At 51.6% G+C, this 19,352-nt stretch carries 15 protein-coding genes, 1 tRNA gene and 1 other annotated feature; of the genes, 4 read left to right on the forward strand and 12 right to left on the reverse strand.

The genetic code is table 11. The annotated features are described in order from the left end of the window. Positions 1 to 70: 70 nt before the first annotated feature. The 3 genes from ACGG9R_RS07445 to ACGG9R_RS07455 all read right to left on the reverse strand — a co-directional run bounded on the left by ACGG9R_RS07445 (position 71) and on the right by ACGG9R_RS07455 (position 9,002). Positions 71 to 3,499: a pyruvate carboxylase gene (locus tag ACGG9R_RS07445; RefSeq protein ID WP_390153406.1), complete on the reverse strand. Its 3,429-nt coding sequence runs from the start codon at positions 3,497 to 3,499 to the stop codon at positions 71 to 73. Between the two features lie 421 nt (positions 3,500 to 3,920). Beyond that, positions 3,921 to 6,788: an ATP-dependent helicase gene (locus ACGG9R_RS07450; RefSeq protein ID WP_390153408.1), complete on the reverse strand. Its 2,868-nt coding sequence runs from the start codon at positions 6,786 to 6,788 to the stop codon at positions 3,921 to 3,923. A gap of 624 nt (positions 6,789 to 7,412) precedes the next feature. Next, positions 7,413 to 9,002, reverse strand: coding sequence for a DUF6020 family protein (locus ACGG9R_RS07455; protein ID WP_390153411.1), 1,590 nt, complete (start codon positions 9,000 to 9,002; stop codon positions 7,413 to 7,415). 408 nt (positions 9,003 to 9,410) lie between these two features. On the opposite strand from ACGG9R_RS07455, the gene ACGG9R_RS07460 reads away from it, so the two are divergent. Continuing rightward, positions 9,411 to 9,641: a hypothetical protein gene (locus tag ACGG9R_RS07460; protein ID WP_390153414.1), complete on the forward strand. Its 231-nt coding sequence runs from the start codon at positions 9,411 to 9,413 to the stop codon at positions 9,639 to 9,641. Between the two features lie 118 nt (positions 9,642 to 9,759). Here ACGG9R_RS07460 and ACGG9R_RS07465 read toward each other — a convergent pair whose 3' ends face one another. Beyond that, positions 9,760 to 11,040, reverse strand: coding sequence for a dicarboxylate/amino acid:cation symporter (locus tag ACGG9R_RS07465; protein WP_390153417.1), 1,281 nt, complete (start codon positions 11,038 to 11,040; stop codon positions 9,760 to 9,762). Between the two features lie 151 nt (positions 11,041 to 11,191). Further along, positions 11,192 to 11,424, reverse strand: a binding site (T-box leader). Between the two features lie 990 nt (positions 11,425 to 12,414). On the opposite strand from ACGG9R_RS07465, the gene mscL reads away from it, so the two are divergent. Then, the gene (mscL, locus tag ACGG9R_RS07470) at positions 12,415 to 12,843 is read left to right on the forward strand and encodes a large-conductance mechanosensitive channel protein MscL (protein WP_390153420.1); all 429 of its coding nucleotides are present in this window, start codon (positions 12,415 to 12,417) and stop codon (positions 12,841 to 12,843) included. Between the two features lie 268 nt (positions 12,844 to 13,111). Here the strand turns inward: mscL and rd are convergent, their stop codons facing one another. Further along, positions 13,112 to 13,276, reverse strand: a complete 165-nt coding sequence (gene rd / locus ACGG9R_RS07475) for a rubredoxin (protein WP_022106238.1) — start codon at positions 13,274 to 13,276, stop codon at positions 13,112 to 13,114. 331 nt (positions 13,277 to 13,607) lie between these two features. Between rd and ACGG9R_RS07480 the strand changes: the two genes are divergently transcribed. Then, a tRNA-Leu gene (locus ACGG9R_RS07480) sits at positions 13,608 to 13,691 on the forward strand. 67 nt (positions 13,692 to 13,758) lie between these two features. Here ACGG9R_RS07480 and ACGG9R_RS07485 read toward each other — a convergent pair. Further along, positions 13,759 to 14,928: an iron-containing alcohol dehydrogenase gene (locus ACGG9R_RS07485; protein WP_390153424.1), complete on the reverse strand. Its 1,170-nt coding sequence runs from the start codon at positions 14,926 to 14,928 to the stop codon at positions 13,759 to 13,761. Positions 14,929 to 15,436: 508 nt separating this feature from the next. Here ACGG9R_RS07485 and ACGG9R_RS07490 point away from each other — a divergent pair. Beyond that, positions 15,437 to 15,811 carry a metal-sensing transcriptional repressor gene (locus tag ACGG9R_RS07490; protein WP_390153427.1) on the forward strand — a complete coding sequence of 125 codons (375 nt, stop codon included), beginning with the start codon at positions 15,437 to 15,439 and terminating at the stop codon, positions 15,809 to 15,811. 318 nt (positions 15,812 to 16,129) lie between these two features. Here ACGG9R_RS07490 and ACGG9R_RS07495 read toward each other — a convergent pair whose 3' ends face one another. Genes ACGG9R_RS07495 through ACGG9R_RS07520 form a run of 6 tightly spaced genes read right to left on the reverse strand, consistent with a single transcriptional unit; the run spans position 16,130 to position 19,341 of the window. Further along, positions 16,130 to 16,864 (reverse strand): YebC/PmpR family DNA-binding transcriptional regulator, encoded by a 735-nt coding sequence (locus ACGG9R_RS07495; protein WP_390153430.1) that lies wholly within the window; start codon positions 16,862 to 16,864, stop codon positions 16,130 to 16,132. Between the two features lie 6 nt (positions 16,865 to 16,870). Further along, positions 16,871 to 17,452 carry an RNA methyltransferase gene (locus ACGG9R_RS07500; protein ID WP_390153433.1) on the reverse strand — a complete coding sequence of 194 codons (582 nt, stop codon included), beginning with the start codon at positions 17,450 to 17,452 and terminating at the stop codon, positions 16,871 to 16,873. After that, a complete protein-coding gene (gene trmD / locus ACGG9R_RS07505; RefSeq protein ID WP_390153436.1) occupies positions 17,452 to 18,192 on the reverse strand; it encodes a tRNA (guanosine(37)-N1)-methyltransferase TrmD in 741 nt (246 codons plus the stop codon). Before trmD ends, ACGG9R_RS07500 begins: the two co-directional genes overlap by 1 nt. Before the next feature lie 4 nt (positions 18,193 to 18,196). Beyond that, a complete protein-coding gene (rimM, locus tag ACGG9R_RS07510; protein WP_390153439.1) occupies positions 18,197 to 18,730 on the reverse strand; it encodes a ribosome maturation factor RimM in 534 nt (177 codons plus the stop codon). Then, complete coding sequence (locus ACGG9R_RS07515; protein ID WP_022106323.1) at positions 18,696 to 19,103, reverse strand: YlqD family protein; 408 nt, start codon at positions 19,101 to 19,103, stop codon at positions 18,696 to 18,698. Before ACGG9R_RS07515 ends, rimM begins: the two co-directional genes overlap by 35 nt. Before the next feature lie 10 nt (positions 19,104 to 19,113). Continuing rightward, positions 19,114 to 19,341 carry a KH domain-containing protein gene (locus ACGG9R_RS07520; protein ID WP_022106324.1) on the reverse strand — a complete coding sequence of 76 codons (228 nt, stop codon included), beginning with the start codon at positions 19,339 to 19,341 and terminating at the stop codon, positions 19,114 to 19,116. Positions 19,342 to 19,352 lie beyond the last annotated feature (11 nt).

Consider the following 19,352-nt stretch of genomic DNA (forward strand, 5'->3'; position numbering starts at 1 on the left):
CTAGTTGCTCTCACGATCAAAAACCGCCCTGCTTTGGCAGAGCGGTTTTTTCAAGCGCTATGTATTTATCTTATTCGATAACCATGAGGAGGTCGCCGGATTCGATGCGCTGACCAGCCTTGACATGGATCTCACTCACGATACCATCCATCGGCGCGGTGATGGTGGTTTCCATCTTCATCGCTTCGGTGACGATGACGGGGTCGCCCTTCTTGACAGAGGAGCCTTTTTCGACGAGGAGTTTTACCACGGAGCCGGAGAGTGTCGCACCGACTTCGCCCGGTACGTCCTTGTCCGCTTTTCTAGAGGTATTCGCAGACTCTGCCACATGAGCGTCGTGGATCTTGATCTCGCGCGGCATGCCGTTCAGCTCGAACTGAAGCTCTCTGTTGCCTTCCAAGTCTGGTTTTGTGACATTATCAAGGCGAACAAGGAGCATCTTGCCTTCATCGATGTTGATGCGGATTTCTTCACCGACTTTCATGCCGAAGAAATAGGTCGGCGTATCAAGGAGAGAGAGGTCGCCATACTTATGATAGCGATCCATGTAGTCGGAGAAGACTTTCGGATAGATGCAGTAGGAGGAAACATCTTCTTCGCGGGTCGGGATGTGCTTCTCTTTCATTTCCATCTTGACTTCTTCAAAGTCGACATTCTCCGGCTGGCTTTCGAGGTGCGGCTTCTGTCCGCGCAGGATGATCTGCTGGAGTTTTTCCGGGAAGCCGCCATACGGGATGCCGAGCTTGCCGTCGAAGAAGTCGACAACGGACTGCGGGAAGTCGAGGGTATCTCCCTTTTCATAGATATCCTTCTCGGTCAGATGGTTCTGTACCATGAAGAGGGTCATATCGCCGACGACCTTGGAGGACGGAGTGACCTTGATGATATCGCCGAACATCATATTGACCTTCGCATACATGCGGCAGACTTCCGGCCACTGGGCTCCGAGACCGACAGCCGTTGCCTGCTGGCGCAGGTTCGAGTACTGTCCGCCAGGCATTTCATGCTGGTAAAGGGTCGTATTCGGATTCGTCATCTTGGAGTCGACACCTGCATAGTACGGACGGACACCCTGCCAGTAGCGGTCGATGGTCTCAAGCGCATCGATATCCAGCTGCGGCTGGCGCGGGTTATTCTGCAGTGCGTAGTACATGGAGGTCATGGACGGCTGGCTGGTACCGCCAGAGAGTGCGCCGGTCGCAACGTCTAAGATATCGACGCCTGCATCGACGGCTTTGGCATAGGAGTACAGGGTGCATCCGCCGCCTTCATGGCTATGGAGATGGATCGGGAGATCGACAGCATCTTTCAGCGCAGAGATCAGGGCATAGGCAGCTTCCGGCTTGAGGAGACCTGCCATATCTTTGATGGCGATGATATTCGCACCGGCATCCTGCATCTGTTTCGCAAGGTCGGTGTAGTATTTCAGGGAGTACTTCTGGCGGTTCGGATCCATGATATCGCCGGTGTAGCAGAAGCAGGCTTCAGCGAGCTTTTCTTTCTTGCGGACTTCGTCGATGGTGACGGTCATATGGCTGAGCTGGTTCAGGCAGTCGAAGATACGGAAGACGTCGACACCATTGTCAGCCGCCTGATCGATGAAGTGACGGATCACATTTTCCGGATAGTTGGTATAGCCGACGGTATTCGCACCGCGGGTCAGCATCTGGAAGAGGATGTTCGGTGCGGCTTTTCTCATCTGGCGAAGGCGTTCCCACGGGCTTTCATCAAGGAAACGATAAGCCACGTCGAAGGTCGCGCCGCCCCAGTTCTCGAAGGAGAAGAGCTGCGGGACATGGACCGCCGTATAATGGATGGCATTCATGATGTCATGGGTCCTGACGCGGGTCGCGAGCAGAGACTGGTGCGCATCACGGTACGTGGTATCCATGAACATGACTTCCTTCTGGTCCATGACCCACTTGGAGAATTTCTCCGGTCCCATTTCATCGAGCAGCTGACGGGTACCCTTCGGTGCTTCGATCTTGTCTGCATCGAGCAGCGGAAGCGGATTGAAATCCGGCTTTTCCTGATGGCCGGCGCCGGCATAGCCATTGACGGTGATGTCTCCGATGTAGGAGAGCAGCTTCGTGCCGCGGTCGGAAATCATATCCGGTTCCTGCAGGAGCCACGGGTTTCTGTCGATGTAGTTGACATCGCAGAGCCCTTCCTGGAAATCACGGGTACGAAGCATGTTCTGCAGGAAATAGATATTCGTCTTCACACCGGAAATGCGGAATTCTTCCATGCAGCGGAGCATCTTGTGGATGGTGTCCTTCGGATGAAGGGCATGCGCGGTGACTTTGACGAGGAGAGAATCATAGTACGGGGTGATGACGGCACCGGTGTAAGCCGTGCCGGCATCGAGACGGATGCCAGGTCCGCCGCCGGAACGATAGGCGATGATCTTACCGGTATCCGGCATGAAATTGTTCTGCGGATCTTCCGTGGTGATACGGCACTGGATCGCAACGCCTTTGTACCAGATCTCATCCTGCTGGCCAATGGCGATCTCCGGCCCGTCAAGAGCATAGCCCTCAGCGATGAGGATCTGGCTCTTTACGATATCCACATTGGTGATCATTTCCGTGACGGTGTGTTCGACCTGGACACGCGGATTGACTTCGATGAAATAGAAGTGCTCTTCATCCTGATCGACCAGGAATTCGACCGTGCCGGCATTCACATAGTGGACATTCTTCATCAATTTGACAGCTGCATCGCAGATGTTCTTTCTGAGTGCCTTCGGAAGAGACCACGCCGGCGCCATTTCGATGACCTTCTGGTGACGGCGCTGGATGGAGCAGTCACGTTCGAAGAGATGCACCACATTGCCGTGCTCATCCCCCATGACCTGTACTTCGATATGCTTCGGGTTCATGATGCAGCGTTCGACATAGACCTCATCATCACCGAAAGCCATCTTCGCTTCGGAACGCGCACGGTTGTACGCTTCTTCCAGATCTTCCATGCGGTCGACATTTCTCATGCCGCGTCCGCCGCCGCCGTTGACAGCCTTGATCATGACCGGGAATCCGTAGGTTTCTGCGAAAGCCTTCACTTCATCAAAGCTGTGAACCGCGCCCTTGGTCCCCGGGATCATCGGGATCTGCGCTTTTTCTGCCTGAATGCGGGCATTCACCTTGTCACCGAACATGATGAGATGTTCGACCTTCGGACCGATGAAAATGATGCCTTCTTCTTCGCAGCGCTGAGCGAGCTTCGCATTTTCAGCAAGGAAGCCGTAGCCCGGATGAATGGCATCGACGTCATGCTCCTTACAGATACGGATGATATCTTCGATGTCAAGGTATGCGTCGATCGGCTTATCCCCTTCACCGACCAAGTAGGCTTCGTCCGCACGGTTTCTGTGCAGGGACAGGATATCTTCTTTCGAATAGATAGCTACGGTGCGGATGCCCATTTCACTGCAGGCTCGGAATACGCGGATCGCGATCTCGCCGCGGTTGGCTACCAGTACTTTATGGATTCGTCTCATGAGATTCTCCCTCTCAATAAAATAGAATAAACGCGATGATCGCGTCATTCTGATGCGCTTTTAGCGTTTGATAGTACTATTTTAACCAGTGAAAGGTGCAAAATCAATAGCCTGTATGAATTGGTATCAATCATGGTTTTAATAAATGATATGAATAGATAGGTATTGATACAATATTCATTATGTATCATGCTTATCATAATCGCAGATTTATTGTTTAGGGTTTAGGGGTTCAGGGTTCAGGTTGATGGGTTCAGGGTTGTGGTGGCAGCTTCGCTGCAAAATATATATTTGCGGCGAAGCCGCCACCACCATTTCTAATTTCTCATTTCTCAATCAAACGAGGTTTTCAAATGGAATCAAAGGGCGACCCGCCCCCATGACTACCCCCCCGAACCCTGAACCCTGAACCCCGAACCCATTATCTTCCACAATATTTTCTGAAATCACAGAACCGGCACGCCGTCGGAAGCTCGTTCTTTTTCATTTCACAGCGACGCGCAAAATCACGCGCCAGGATCCGCCTCGACGTCTTGTCGAATTCCTCCATCCGTTTCTCCACGCGTTCTTTGCTCATAGGAAAAACAACGCATGGATCCTTACCATCACTGGTGAAGTACAGGACGAGCTTTTCCACGGAGCGGCCGAGTTTCGTTTCGACGAGGTAGGCATATACCTCGAGCTGGCTCAGGTATTTCTCCATCAGGGGACTGTCCATCGGCGGTTTCTTTCCTGTCTTGAAGTCTATGACCCGTACCTGATCCCCATTTCCCGAGAGAAGATCGATGGTGCCGTTCAGAATGTAGTCATCTTTGACCAGCTCAAGAGGGCATTCGGCAGCAAGCGCATCCTCCCAGTTCCCTTTACGGAAATCCACATATCCACGAATCTCTGAAAAGGCCTGCTTCAGTTTTGCCTCAGGGAGCCAGCTATTTTCTTTATCAGACAGGGAAATGTAATTCGCCATCATCCAGCCGTAGATCACAGAGGGCGTTACGCGATCGGCCTCTCCGCGAAGGGCAGCGCGGTGGATATCCTCGATCGTTTCATGGACAAGCTCGCCGTACATGGCATGGCTCCCCTGCGTGCCTGCGAAACGGTAGACGCGATGCCAGAGATACTTCATCGGACATTCTTCATAAAGGGCGATCTGCGACGTGAAGGCGAAACGCGGCTTACATACATTCCGCCCCACCGGACGGCATCGAAGATGCTGGTAGTCTGCAGTCTCCGCATCGTACTCAGGAAGCTGCTCCATGACAGGACGGAAAACCTCGGATATCTCATTTTTCCCCAGTGGAGACGCGAGGACGAGGAGTGTCTCTGCACGCGAAAAAGCCGTGTAGTATTTCCGCCAGAAGTCGAAGTCCTTCGTATCGTTCAGCGGCTCGCAGGGCTTTCTCCCTGCGGCCGTCTCCACCACACGGGTGATCAGGTCGCTTTCTGCCTGCCAGCGTGGATAGTCCTCGAGCGATGGCACGATCACGACCGGATACTCCAGCCCCTTTGACTGGTGGATGTTCAGAAAAGACACCGAACCGGAAGGCGCATAGCGCTCCTCATCTTCGTACTCATTGACGCCATTTTCAAACCAAAGCCGAAGATAGCGGGAGAAGAAGAGCTGCACATCCGCTATCGTTTCCTCGCCATGCCCATGATTTTCCGGCAGGAAGAATCCGAAGCGCTGGATGAGGCGCGTAATGGCAGAGAGATTTCTTGCCTCATTCGACTCACCCTTCACAGCGCCATCCAAGAGCCCTGAAAAAGGCTCGAATGCAAATATTTGATAAACCAGGTGCAAAAAGGAGAAAGGAAGCTTCTTTTCATAAGAAATGAAGCTTTTCGTCCGGTCGATCCAGTCTTTCAGTGCCTTATGCTCCGGCCGCGCAAGCATCATGTTCGCGACACCCATGCAGGCCATGTACAGCTCGAGAATCCCCTTCGTCTCCTGCATCTCCGTCTCATTTTCCATCGCATCTGTGAACTCAGGAAACAGCAGGAGAAGCGCGCCGATCAGCCACTTCACTTCTTTTCGTTCAAAGAACCTGCCCGCCCTCGGTGCATAAGATGAGATGCCCCTTCGCGAAAGCTGGCTCTGCAGCACGAGGGAATTCGGATTCTTCACCGAGGAGCAGAGCACCGCCACCTGATTGTAGTCGGAGATCTGCCCCCGCTTCTTTAGTCCTTCGATGAAATCAGCGACCCTCGTATAGCACTCCGTCCGGCTTCTTCCCGTGATGCGAAGGACCGGCGTCCCCTTCTCCGCAGAAGCAGCCTTGATCTCCCCTTTCAGATAGCGATAGAAGCGCCCATCGGGCCCCCGCCACTTCGTCTGCCGTTTCATCCATGCGATGCAGAAGCCGACAATTCCCGGATGCGAACGATAATTCGTATCCAGCTTGCATGTATGGCATGTCTCATAGGTCTTCGAAAATCCCAGAATATTTCCGATGGACGCCCCGCGGAAGCGATAAATGCTCTGGTCATCATCCCCCACCACGAAGATCTGCTGCGAAGAGCCTCCCAGAAGACGGATGAGCTGCTCTTGGATGAAATTCGTATCCTGATACTCATCAATCATGATGTACCGGATCCGTTTCTGCAGCTGGTCAATGATCTCCGGATAGGAAGAAAGAAGCGCATATGTCTCCTTCTGCAGGCGGGAGAAATCAATGAAATGCCTTTCCTCTTCGAGGCGCGTGTACTTCATCATCATCCGTGCGAGCACTTCTATGCGTCCGCCCAGTTGATTCCCGCATGTCCGCCGCATCTCTTCCGGCAAGAGCAGCTCCTCGGAGAGACCATTCACATAGCGGCAGATCGTCTGGCACTGGCGCCATGGAGAAATACCGATCAGCTTCCCCTGCTTCAGATAGGAATCCTGTACCACACGGCGGAAATCCGGGATCGCCGCAAATTCCGAAAGATGCTCATACACCAGGTACTGCTGCTCAAACTGGTCCACTGCCAGATAATTCTTCGGAAGATGGGTATACTCCTGAAACTCTTTCAGGATCTTTCGGCAAATGTGATGGAAGGTACCGATGTACATCTCATGCAGATTCACCTCGATGCCCGCCTTCGACAGCACATCCGTGAGACGCGTCGTCAGCTCCTTCGATGCTTTCTGTGTGTACGTGACCAGCATGATCTCTTCCGGCTTCACCCTCTTCTCGCGGATGAGGTAAAGTACGCGCTGAATGATGGTATAGGTCTTTCCCGTCCCTGGTCCCGCAATCAAAAGCGTGGGACCTTCGGAGTGGATAGCAGCTTTTTGTGATTCATTCATAGAGAGGGCTCCTTTGGGAAATAGTGACTGGGGACTAGGGACTAGGGACAACAGGTATAATGGGTTTTAAGGGTTCAGGGTTCAGGGTTCTAAGGGGATAGTGCGGCACATTTCGTCATCCTGAGCGGAGAAAAACGTCGTGTGTTAAGGAAACGCTGTTTCAATCGCAGAATCAGATTTCATATGGATTTTTATACATAGTGTCGTCGACATTCTCCTTACATAGCTCGGTATTCGCGCCCCCTGTCTCCTCGCTCTGTATAAAAATCCAAGAATGAAATCTGATAACGATTTGATCAGTGTTTCCTTAAAAATGGCTTATCTGAAACAGGAGAACTGAGTCGAAGGATCTAAGCGCCGCGGAGTATACTTAGCCTTCCCCTCTAGGGGAAGGTGCCCCGAAGGGGCGGATAGGGTGACTATGGTATGAAAGATCAATGATCGGATATCTAATAGTTCCTAATCCCTAGCTACCAGTCACTAGTCACTCATTCTTGCTCTCAAACTTCAAGGTTAGCCCAAGGGGCGTGCTGTACCTTGATCGGGGATGAAAGAGGGTGGCGGGTTCTAAAGGTTCTCAGGGGATAGTGCGGCGCATTGAACCTCTTGAACCCATCTCCCTTGTCACCCTTCACTTTCACTACGTCCCACCACCGTGAGGATTCCCAGCACGGGCAGGCAGAGGACATAGGCGAAGGAATAGCGGAAAACGGAGGAGGCCGGCGTGGAGAGGAGGAGAGTGGCTGTATTCACTAGAAGCGGCAAAAGCGCCCAGAGATATTCCTTTTTCCCCTGTCTGATCCAGACGAGCCCCAGAAAGAGCGCGACCCAGAGCGAAAGCCCTGTCCCGATGAAATGGCTTCCCTCATACGAGACATTCGCAAGCCCCGCCTTGAGCCAAAGCGGCAAAGGGAAATCCCCTGTCGCCATGCGGTCATTGTCTGCCGGCTTCATGTCTTTCGTATTCTCATCCGAAAGCGCCCAGCCGAAGCGCGACTGCACGTCATACTCGAAGGGATCCAGATTCCAAAGGGCATATGTCTCCGTCAGCCAGCCTTCGACATAAATCCGCGGATTTCTCAAACCGGTATCCACCCATGCCGACAGGAATTCTTTTTTCTGCCCATTCAGCCAGTTTCTATGGAAATGGTCATGCCACTTTACAAAGTCCACGGTATAGGGTGAGTATTCTTTCTTCCACTCTTCTTCGGTGAGAAGATTTTCCATCAGCGTTTTCGTTTCCTCGCTTCGCTCACCGCCAAGTACCATCGTCCGCCCCAGCTGCTGGAGCGGGATCGCCATAGACTCCTGAAAGAGCGGCTCCCAGTGATGGGTGCGCTGGATGACCTGGGCGGGGACGATGGCGATCAACGCAAAAATCATAAAAAAGAAGAGGATCTCCTTCCGCTTCTCCAGAAAAAAGAGAGCAAGGGATACCAACAGCGCGACAAGGAGGCCATTGCTGCGAAGCAGCATCGCAAGAAGCGCCGCAGCAAGGATCCAAAGAGACGCCCTCCCCCAGGGCTCCCCTTCCGCGCGCCGAAGGAAGAGCCATACGAAAAAGAGCAGCCCCAGCGAGAAAAGGCCATCGCGCACTGCCGCGATACTATAATTTCCCACCATCGGAAAAAAGAGAAAGTACCCGTACAGCCCCCATCCGGCAAGATCATGCACACGTCCCTTCACCCAGAAGGCAAAGGCGGTAAGCCCATAGGAGATCAAAAGAAGCTGCAGCAGAGAAAAGAAGAAGATGACCGGCTCCCGACTCCCCAGCACCGCCTTTCCCCAGCCCGCACCATAGCCGTATATCACCGAATACAGCCAGGGAAACTGCACGCTTGCATAGAGAGGATTCTCCATCATGAAGACCGTATCATTCATTCCCGGCGCCGGATAAAACGAGAGAAGGAAGGGCAGCTGCCAAAGCACCATCAGAAGGAATGCAGGAAGAAACCATGTCCGATCTGCTGCTATTCTCCTCGAACAAGAAAAGCCGGAAAGCCGATCGACCACTTTGGGCAGTAAAAGAGAAAAGAACGCCGTCCCCAGAAGAAGGATCGGCACGTCCCAAAAGTCCAGCAGCGCGCGCCCTGCCTCTTTGAGCTCTCCTGCCCGATCCAGACAGTCTATCTTCACCGTGTACCAGAGCGCAGCCGCCAAGAAGAAAGAAAAGCATATATATAGGTAAGAAAAGCGTGTCCGAAACAGTTTCATAAAAAGCTCCTAGATTGTAAACGTGTTCGCTCCGCGGAGCCTCTCCCCATGCATCAAGAAAGAAAGTGTGGCTCGAATGAGGAATGAGTGTCTAGGGATTAGTGGTTAGAAGTCTCAAGTCACTAGTGACTGGTGACTAGTGACTTGAATGTCAGCTCATGGCATCGCCATTATTTATACTCTGCAGCGCTTCTATATTCTTATGCGCCGCACCATCATTTCGCATTTCTCATTTCTAATTTCTCATTCAAGCGAGATTTTCAAATGTAATCAAAGGAACGGCACGCCCCAAGGGCTAACCCTGAACCCGCAGCCATTCCTCTTTTCCCTCATTATATCACGCGACCATTCCGCCTATGCTACAATATGGCGAATCTCATGATTTCTTATACATAAAGAAGACCCTTTATGAATAGAGAAGAACGAGTCAGAGCCGCCCTTGCCGGCAAAGAAGTCGACCGCGTACCGGTCGCTGCCTGGATGCACCTCTCCGCATTCGACCAGGATCCGATCTCCCTTGCCGAGGCAGAAGTCGATCTCACAGAAAAATATGACTTCGACTATATCAAGATGATGACGAAGCTATGTATAAAAATCCATATGGAATCTGATTCTGCGATTGAATCAGCGTTTCCTTAACACACGACGTTTTTCTCCGCTCAGGATGACGAAATGTGCCGCACCCCCCGCTGAACCCTCTGAACCTTGAACCTCACCTAAAAACCGCTGTCCGAAACCATTCGGACAGCGGTTTTTTCTATTCGTGATTCAATTTCCCTTTCAGGTCATGGTCAGTCATCGCGCAGACGCAGGAATCAGACCAGACATTCTCTGCTGTCTCGATCATGTCGATGATCGTATAGATCGGAAGGATGAGCCCCATGATGCCGATCGGTGCGCCGATACCGCTCATGAGGGAAAGCGTCAGGAAGTAGCATCCCATCGGTACGCCTGCATTGCCGACAGCTGCGAGTACTGCGACGATGAGCCATGTGAGCATGGTCGTCATCGAAAGCTCGATCCCCGCATTCTGCATGACGAAGAGCGAAGTGATCAGTATGAAGGCTGCGCATCCGTTCATGTTGATGGTCGTGCAGATCGGAAGTACAAAGCGGGAAACAGCTGGATCCGCTTTGAGATTCTTCTCCGCCGAGGCAAGCGTCACCGGCAGTGTGCCCGCAGAGCTCTTGGTGAAGAGAGCGACTGCAATGGCAGGAGACATTTTCTTGAAAACATCGATCGGATTCAGTCCACGAGCCAGAAGGAAGAGCGGCAGGACAAGGAAGAACTGGATACCGTTACTTGCCATGATGACGAGCGTGTATTTCCCGAGCGCCCCTACGATGACCCCTGCTTCGATCTGGGCGGAGAGCTGCCCTGCAAAAGCCAGAATGCCGACAGGAAGAATGGCGAGAAGCGCTTTGATCAGCGTAAAGAGAAGCTCCTGAAAACCAAGGATGCCCTTCAGGAGGACTTCGCGATTCTCCGTCTTCGGCATGAAGGCAAGCCCGAGGCCAAAGGAAGCTGCGATCAGCATGACAGCAAGTACATTGCCGGACAGGAATGGCTGCAGAATGTTATTCGGAATGACATTCAAGATATGGTCATAGTATGTGACCGTTCCCAGCTTCTGCGGCACGCTCGAAGCTCCTGCACTCGCCAGATCCGTCGGCAGATTTCCCGGTGTCACCCAGAGATACATCGCAAGCCCGATACCTGCCGCAAAGACGGTAGTGAGAAGCGTGTAGACGACCGCGTGTGCAAAAATGCGACCGGTTTCCTTCTTGCCGCCGAGTGCAGCCAGTGTCGTGATGACAGCGAGCGCGATCGTCGGTACCGCGATGAACTGGAACAAACGGGTGAATACCGTCGCGATAAAATTAAAGAGCTCATTCAAAGGCTTGATCCCGAGCCAGCCCAGAGCGGCGCCCACGACCAATGCCAGGATCCAGAGAATAAACTGCCGTCCCTGCTTTTTTGTCTGGTGCTCTTTCAGCACGCTCTGTGCTAAGTTTTTGACATCCTCATTTTTATTCATATCATTTCCTCCTATCATTTCCTACTATTCCTACTATGGCGATCAATAAAAAGAGTTCAGCAGCAGATTCTATGGATGCAGCAAGGCTCGCGAAACATTGCCGCATCGGGCAAGATCTTCATTTCAAACAATAAAAAAAGCCCTTCCTCCCCCATGGGACGAAAGACTCGTGATTCTCACCCAATTTCACCGTTGCGTCACCGCATCGGCCTCTTTAAGTCCAAACAGACTCTGATCCTGTAACGGGAATCCCCGGGAGAGCCTACTTCTTTTCGGTCTCCTGGCTCTGAAACGCACTTCAGCAAAGTTTCTCTGCCCGCTTGCACTGTCCGGACTCGCTAAGAGAAGAAATCCCTGCGTACTCTTTTTCTTCATCGCTTATTGGACATACTATAGCATAGATAAAGGAATGTGTCAAACCTCTGTAAGAAAAATAAGAGAATACAGTGCCCCGGTCTCTATGTCCCCTAACAGGGCAATGCTATTAAGTTAAGCGGCAGAACATTCTTGGCTCCCCATCGGGGGAGCTGCCCGGAGGGCTGAGGGGGCAGCACTACGGTATATTGGGCATTGTTCGATAGCCACTGGCATGCCCCATCTCACTGCGCTCGAAATGGCGTCTCACTGGATTTTAGCGTCGCTTCGCTCCTAAAAATCCAGTTCGCTTGCACATATTGCCTTCGGCACTTCCCCCAAAGGGGGAAGCAAGACGTTACGTAGTTAACGATTTCCTTAACTTAATAGCATTACCCAAAGGGGAAGGCTACGATACGAGAATGCCGCTTTTCTCGCATCGTCAGAGCGAATACAGGATACGTGGAGAAAAACAATATCGACGAAACAAAGCCTTCCCCGCGTGGGGAAGGTGGCGAGCGAAGCGAGCCGGATAGGGTTCTAGCGGTATGAAAAAGAGCGGGAAAGATCGTCTCAAGTCGACGATATACGAAAGCCCCCTATCCACCGCTGACGCGGTCCCCCTTCCCCAATGGGGAAGGCTATTAAGTTAAGCGGCAGAACGTTCTTGGCTCCCCATCGGGGGAGCTGCCCGGAGGGCTGAGGGGGCAGCACTACGGTATACCCAACATTGTTCGATGGCCGCTGGCATGCCCCATCTCGCTGCGCTCGAAATGGCGTCTCACTGGATTTTAGCGTCGCTTCGCTCCTAAAAATCCAGTTCGCTTGCACATATTGCCTTCGGCACTTCCCCCAAAGGGAAAGTCATTACGACGCTAACAATTTCCTTAACTTAATAGCATTACTCGGCAGATGCGCTCTTTTTTCGATCTGCCATTTTATACTCTTCCCAACTTTCCTCCACTTGTGGTAAGATATGAAAAATAATTTCTTTATTTTTTAGAAAGGAGACGTTCCCTCATGGGTATGCTCAAAGAATTCAAAGACTTTGCTCTCCGCGGCAATGTAGTAGACATGGCAGTCGGTGTAGTCATCGGCGCTGCATTCGGAAAGATCGTTTCTTCTCTGGTCAGCCATGTCATCATGCCTCCTCTGGGCTACCTTCTGGGTGGTATCGATTTCTCCAACCTTTTCATCCCTCTGAGCGATACCCCGGTCTCCACGCTCGCCGAAGCAAAAGAGCTCGGCGTCCCAGTCATCGCATACGGAGAATTCCTGAATGCAGTCATTGATTTCCTGATCATTGCTTTCGTCCTCTTTATCGCCATCAAGCAGATCAACCACTTCTTCCCGAAAGCTCCGCCAAAGGAAATTAGAAAGTGCCCCTACTGCAAAGAAGCGATCGCAGATGATGCGACCCGCTGCCCGCACTGCACAGCACAGCTCTGAGACGCCTCTTTCGCCAGCAAAGGCGGTGTGACAAAAACCTGTATGTTTTGTCACACCGCCTTTTTACATTCGCTTTCCCCATGAGACGCCTAAAGCCTCCCCGAAGGGAGGCTTTTTAGAGGTGTTTGGAGTTGTTGAGAAAGATTTGTAACAATGAGTGGAATCATCACGGCCAATGGTGATTTCCTTTTGTTTACGATTCTATATTACCTCACATCGTCTTTATTGTCAAGTATTGTTTATTGTTTTCATGAACAATAATTAACAATCATCCTTCATAAACTTCAAATTCATCCTTTCCGGCGCCGCAGACCGGGCATACATAGTCTGCCGGCAAATCTTCAAACTTGGTTCCCGGGGCGATGCCATTGTCCGGATCACCTTTGGCTTCATCGTAAATCCATCCGCATACAGTGCATACATACTTTTTCATAGTCGTTCCCTCCTTTGGGAAAACTCACAGGGAGGCCGCATGTCGGCTTCCCTGTAGAAAGGAAATGTCGGTGCGACCGCAGCTTGTGATCTTACAAGAGTGAAATCCTAGGGAAACGCTGATTCTGACAACGATTTACTCAGTGTTTCCCTCGAGCGATCGGATCCGTATTTCCCTTCTTTCTACATTTACATCTCTCTATATAGTATTATATCACAATATTTAAATAGTTCAATATCGAATGATACGTTTTTTCACTCGCCCAAAATCATCTGCTCATCCCCCATTGACCAAAAGGTCCCGACCTTATATAATAGGTATCGCAAGCCATGCGAGCGTGGCGGAATTGGTAGACGCACAGGATTTAGGATCCTGCGCCTTGTGCATGGGGGTTCGAGTCCCTTCGCTCGCACCAAAAAAAGCACTGTGGATCTCACAGTGCTTTTTTATTGGCAGTCACCTTTTTCACTAAAGCCGATCTCTCAGAAATTTACCATCTTCCCATAGTAAGCACATTCGAGGATCTTTGCCATAGCCTCCGCATCTGCCTCACGCGGGTTCTCCGGAGTGCAGGCATCGAGGACGGCATTCTTAGCGATGGCATCCTTCTTGGCAAGGTACAGCTCCTCTGGCACCCCATAGTCTTTGAGTGTCAGCGGGATGTCCATCTTCTGATTCAGTTTCTGGATAGCTTCCTCATAGGAAATGACAAGCTGTGCATCTGTGCGTCCCGGAAGGCCGGCCACGCGAGCGAGATCGGCATAGCGCGAAAGACAGGCTTTCTTGTTGAACTGGATGACATACGGCATCAAGATGGCATTCGCACAACCATGCGGGACATGGAAGACGGCACCGATCTTATGCGCCAGAGAATGTGTGATCCCCAGAAGTCCGTTTGAGAAGGCCATGCCGGCAAGGCACTGCGCGATATGCATTTTGCCTCTGGCTTCCTTGTCTCCATGATACGACTCTACGATGTTGTCAAAAATATCGGAGACAGCTTGCTTGGAGAGCGGTTCCGTGAAGCCATTCGCAAACTTTGACACATAGGCCTCAGTCGCATGTGTCAGCGCATCCATGCCTGTATGCGCGGTGAGCTTCTTCGGCATGGTGAACGGGATGTCGAGGTCGAGGATGGCAAGATCCGGCGTCAGGTTGAAATCAGCGAGCGGATACTTGATGCCTGTCGAGTAGTCGGTGATGACAGAGAAAGCCGTGACTTCTGTCGCAGTCCCCGATGTGGATGGGATAGCGACGAAGATCGCCTTCTGACGAAGCGGCGGCAAAGAGAATGGCTTTTTGATCTCATCGAATGTCAGATTCGGATATTCATAGAAGACCCACATGGCCTTGGCTGCATCGATCGGTGAACCTCCGCCGATCGCCACGATCACGTCCGGTTGGAATTCTTCCATCAGCTTCGCACCCTTCTGCACTTCTTCGATGGATGGATCCGGTGTGATGCCTTCGAGCGTATAGGTGGCAAGTCCTGCGTCCTTCAGCACCTTTTCAGTCTTCTGAAGGAAACCGCCTGCCCGCATGGAATGACCACCGGTGCAAATGAAAGCTTTCTTGTGACCCTTCAGCAAAGACAGCTCATCAATGGCTCCATGACCACAATAAATATCTCTAGGTAATGTGAAACGGAACATAGTGACTCCTCCTTTTGGCATAGAATCATACGAAAGAATGTGTGATCAGGATTTCTTGATCGAAGAAATCCTGATCTGTCCTTCTTCTTATAGTATACACCTTTTTATGCAAACCGGAACATGTATGCTTATTCTATATGAAAAAGTCATTGGAAATGAGTTAAAATCATAAATATGGAGGCCTATCTCCCTCTGTATGTGGACTGCTTCCTTATGAGCACGCCGATGCCCAGCTCCCTAGCCACAGCCTTTTTTATCGGGTATAATATAAGGGAAACGCTGATTAAATAGCAGAGCCGGATTTCATATGGATTTTTATACATAGCTTCGTCATCATCTTCCTTAAATAGCTCGCTATTCGCGTCAGATGATTCCTTGCTCTGTATAAAAATCCAAGAATGAAATCAGACAACGATTGAATCAGTGTTTCCCTAAGAAACGCCGATTCGATCGCTCATCAGATGGGATCCGTGTTTCCTACGAAAAGTGAAAGGAATCAAAACCTCTTATGGAAGATACAAAGAATAAAGTTTTTGTCCACGATCATGGCGATGGACATGTCCACACCCATGTGATCGGGCAAACCCATGACGGACATCATCCCAATCACAGCCATACGCATGACCCGCAAAAAATCAAAGCAATCATGAATCGGATATCCAGATCCATCGGCCATATGGAGTCGATCAAGAAGATGCTCGAGAACCAACGGGACTGCGCCGATGTCCTGATCCAGCTCGCCGCAGTGCGTGCGGAGATCAATAATACCGGCAAGCTCCTCCTGAAGGAGCATATGGAGCACTGCATCGTGGAAGCGGTGCAGGAGAATGACCAAGAGGCCATCACGCGCATGAATCAGGCGATCGATATGTTCATGAAATAATATATGGAGCACAAAAAGGGGCTGTGAAATAACGATCATCTCATTTTCGCGTTCAATCTGCCGCGGGGAACTTGCAGCTCTCATAGGAGTGACCGGGAAACCTTATCCCAGCTGTCTTTCATGCCATAGTCACCCTATCCGCCCCTGCGGGGCACCTTCCCCTAGAGGGGAAGGCTGCGATACGAGAATACCATCTTCTAAAAAAAGGCGGCGAAGCCGCCACGAGAGCCCTGAACCTTGAACCCTGAACCAAATGAAAGCAAAGTAAAAAGGGGCTGTGAAGAAATGAGAATTCATTTCTCCACAGCCCCTTTTTTATTATTCCGCATCTTCCGGCAGTTCTGCGTTGGTGTACACTTCCTGTACATCATCGAGTTCTTCCAGTTCATCGGTGAGGTGCTGCATGGTCTGAGCAGCATCGCCTTCGAGCTTGACATAGTTGTCTGGAACCATAGCCAGTTCGGAAGCTTCCGCTTCGATGCCTTCTTTTTCGAGGGCTTCGGAGACGGTGAGGAAGTTTTCCGGAGAGGTCGTGATTTCATAGCTGTCTTCGCCGGTAGTGACATCGTCAGCGCCCGCATCGAGAGCGATCATCATGACGGTGTCTTCATCGGCTGCGTCTTTGGCTACAATGATAGAGCCTTTTTTCTTGAACATCCAGCCTACGCATCCCGGTGTGCCTACAGAGCCGCCGTGATGGGTGAATGCATGACGGATATCTGCGGCTGCACGGTTTCTGTTATCGGTATTGCATTCGACGATGACAGCTGCACCTCCCGGGCCGTAGCCTTCGTAGGTGACTTCATCGAAGCCTGCACCGCTGGCAGCACCGACGCCTTTAGCAATGGCACGCTGGATATTTTCCTTCGGTACATTGTTCTGTTTAGCCTTGGTGAGGGCCAGCTTCAGACGCATGTTGCCGACGGGATCACCGCCGCCCATGCGGGCTGCGATGGTAATTTCCTTGGAGATTTTAGTGGTGATCCTTGCGCGAATGGCATCAGTCTTGCCTTTCTTGCGCTTAATATTTTCCCACTTAGAATGTCCGGACATAGTACGTTATTCCTCCTTTTGATTCCACCATGGTTCGCCCAGAAGGCGGTCGAGGATGATGGCTACGGCGCTGCGCACGCACAGATGGTTGTACGTACCCGCCCCGTAGATGGGTTCCACGATGTAGTCGAACTGTTTCATCATTTCCTTGGTCATGCCAAAGCCTGTACCAAAGAGAATGAAGATCGGCGTATCTTCTTCGTGGATCTTCCTGCGCATTTCTGTGTAGGAAACAGTATTTGGATAGACCCGGGCGTCCGTGGTCACGATGGCCGGTTTTTGGCCTGTCTCTTTTTCGATCCAGGCGATGGCATCCTCCAGGGTCGGGACCAGTTCCGTTTCCTCGAAGGCTTCCTTCCGGTTGATATTGTAATGCACGCCGCCGCCGGTTTTCCAGTGGTTCATGATGCGGCTCGCCATTTCACGCTGTGCGTCGACAGGATGCACGATGAAGTAGCGCTTCACATCATAGGTTTTTGCCGTTCTGGCTATGTCATGGAGGTCATAGTTGGTCAGAGCTGTAGTGACGACTTCCATGTGCTTATTATAAATGGGATAGTGGATGAGCCCGATATACACAGGTGCCATTACTTCTCCTCCTCTTCTATTTCTCGCATGAGCTTCTGATCGGTCTTGGTCAGTGTGAGCTTCTCTAAGAGATCCGGGCGGCACTTCAAGGTGCGCCTCAGTGCTTCTTTTCTGCGCCATTTCGCAATGTTTGCATGATGGCCGGAGAGCAGCACATCCGGCACTTTCCAGCCGTTGTAATCAGCCGGCTTGGTGTACTGCGGATACTCGAGGATCGGCTCATAGAAAGAATCGCTCTGTGCGCTTCCCGCATCGCCTAAGACGCCGGGCACCATGCGGGCCACGGCATCTGCGATGACCATCGCACCGAGTTCGCCGCCCGTCAGGACATAGTCGCCGATGGAGATAAGCTCATCCGCAAGATGCTCTTCGACGCGGTGATCGACGCCTTCGTAGTGCCCGCAGATGAGCACCAGATGGTCATAGTCGCGATACAGCTGTTTTGCTTTGTCCTGCGTGAAGGGCATGCCGGCCGGCGACAGGAAGATCACACGGTCACGCGGCCCTTTTTCCGGCAGCACATGACGGGCGGCATCAAAAAGAGGCTGGCACATCATCAGCATCCCAGCCCCACCTCCACAGATCGTGTCATCGACTTGTCCATGCCGGCTCTTGGTGAAATCTCTGGGATTCGTCACTGCCATCTCCATGAGGCCGCCTTCCAGAGCACGTTTGATCATGCTCTGATGGAAGAAGGCTTCTATGAATTCCGGAAATAGCGATAAGATATCGATTTTCATGGACTTACTCCCATTCCAAAAGCTTGACTGTCATGGTGCCGCCTGCAGGGTCTACATGAAGGATACAGGGCGGGATCGCAGGGATCAGGGTCTCCTTTCCCTCTTCGGAAATGACGCTGTACACGTTATTTGCCTTGGTCTCGATAATCTCCTTCAGGATACCGACAGGCTCACCCTCTTCAGTCACGACCTTAAGTCCTAAAAGCTCGTGGTAGTAGTAGGTGCCGTCTGTCCGCTTTGGCAGCGCCGAGGCAGGCACTTCGACTTCCATGCCACGCATGAGCTCGGTCTGGTTTCTGTCTTCTACGCCTTCCACATGGAGAATATAGATATTCTTGTGCGGACGGCAGGACATGAGCCGATATTTTTCCCCCCCGATCCAGAGATACTCCAGCGAGCGGATCACTTCCGGCCGATCGATATCGGGGAACATACGCAAATCACCCCGCACACCATGCGGGGCTACGATTCGGCCGATGAGTACCTTGACATCGGATTTCATATCATTCACGGAAAGCAATAATCTTACCGTCTTCAACCAGGATTTCCCCGCCTACGATGTTGTTCATATCGTCACCGACATGAATGGTCACGAGACGGTTGATCGGTGCGCGGTTGAGTTCTGCACCGATAGCCAGCTTTTCCAGGTGTTCTTTATCGTTCGTCAGCTTTTCCTTCACCTGCTGCATCTGCGCCTTCTGGGCTTCGAAGGAAGCACGGAGCTGGGAAGCTGCTTGGATATTGACTTTAGCCTGTTCAGCAATGCGGCCGTTTGCCTGAAATTCAAGCTGAGCCATGTCATGTTCGACACGCGACAGGTTCGTATTGATTTCATTCAGCAAAGTGGTCTTCAGTGCCTCTGTCAGCTTGGACTTCACAGCGACAGGGACAAGGATCTGCATTTCATCCATAGGGCACCCCTTAGATAATATCGACAGCGACCTTGCGATTTTCACGCAGGGCCCCTGCTTTGACTACGGTGCGGATGGCATTCGCAATCCGGCCTTTTCTACCGATCACTTTGCCCATGTCTTCAGGAGCGACGTGGACCTGGTAGATTTCCAGGCTGCCTTTCTGAAGAATGGTGACGGTGACGGCATCAGGATTTTTGACAAGAGCCTTAACCAGTGTTTCCACCAATTCCTTCATCTTGCGTCCTC

It is taken from the genome of Dialister sp. i34-0019-2H8 (assembly GCF_042846925.1).
Classification (GTDB): Bacteria; Bacillota; Negativicutes; order Veillonellales; family Dialisteraceae; genus Dialister.

Excerpts from the sequence above, each read along its gene's own strand:
- ACGG9R_RS07515 (WP_022106323.1), bottom strand. The coding sequence starts at position 19,103 with ATGGATGAAATGCAGATCCTTGTCCCTGTCGCTGTGAAGTCCAAGCTG.
- ACGG9R_RS07465 (WP_390153417.1), bottom strand. The coding sequence starts at position 11,040 with ATGAATAAAAATGAGGATGTCAAAAACTTAGCACAGAGCGTGCTGAAA.
- trmD (WP_390153436.1), bottom strand. The coding sequence starts at position 18,192 with ATGAAAATCGATATCTTATCGCTATTTCCGGAATTCATAGAAGCCTTC.
- ACGG9R_RS07460 (WP_390153414.1), top strand. The coding sequence starts at position 9,411 with ATGAATAGAGAAGAACGAGTCAGAGCCGCCCTTGCCGGCAAAGAAGTC.
- mscL (WP_390153420.1), top strand. The coding sequence starts at position 12,415 with ATGGGTATGCTCAAAGAATTCAAAGACTTTGCTCTCCGCGGCAATGTA.
- rd (WP_022106238.1), bottom strand. The coding sequence starts at position 13,276 with ATGAAAAAGTATGTATGCACTGTATGCGGATGGATTTACGATGAAGCC.
- ACGG9R_RS07495 (WP_390153430.1), bottom strand. The coding sequence starts at position 16,864 with ATGTCCGGACATTCTAAGTGGGAAAATATTAAGCGCAAGAAAGGCAAG.
- ACGG9R_RS07450 (WP_390153408.1), bottom strand. The coding sequence starts at position 6,788 with ATGAATGAATCACAAAAAGCTGCTATCCACTCCGAAGGTCCCACGCTT.
- ACGG9R_RS07485 (WP_390153424.1), bottom strand. The coding sequence starts at position 14,928 with ATGTTCCGTTTCACATTACCTAGAGATATTTATTGTGGTCATGGAGCC.
- ACGG9R_RS07490 (WP_390153427.1), top strand. The coding sequence starts at position 15,437 with ATGGAAGATACAAAGAATAAAGTTTTTGTCCACGATCATGGCGATGGA.
- ACGG9R_RS07455 (WP_390153411.1), bottom strand. The coding sequence starts at position 9,002 with ATGAAACTGTTTCGGACACGCTTTTCTTACCTATATATATGCTTTTCT.
- ACGG9R_RS07445 (WP_390153406.1), bottom strand. The coding sequence starts at position 3,499 with ATGAGACGAATCCATAAAGTACTGGTAGCCAACCGCGGCGAGATCGCG.
- ACGG9R_RS07520 (WP_022106324.1), bottom strand. The coding sequence starts at position 19,341 with ATGAAGGAATTGGTGGAAACACTGGTTAAGGCTCTTGTCAAAAATCCT.
- ACGG9R_RS07500 (WP_390153433.1), bottom strand. The coding sequence starts at position 17,452 with ATGGCACCTGTGTATATCGGGCTCATCCACTATCCCATTTATAATAAG.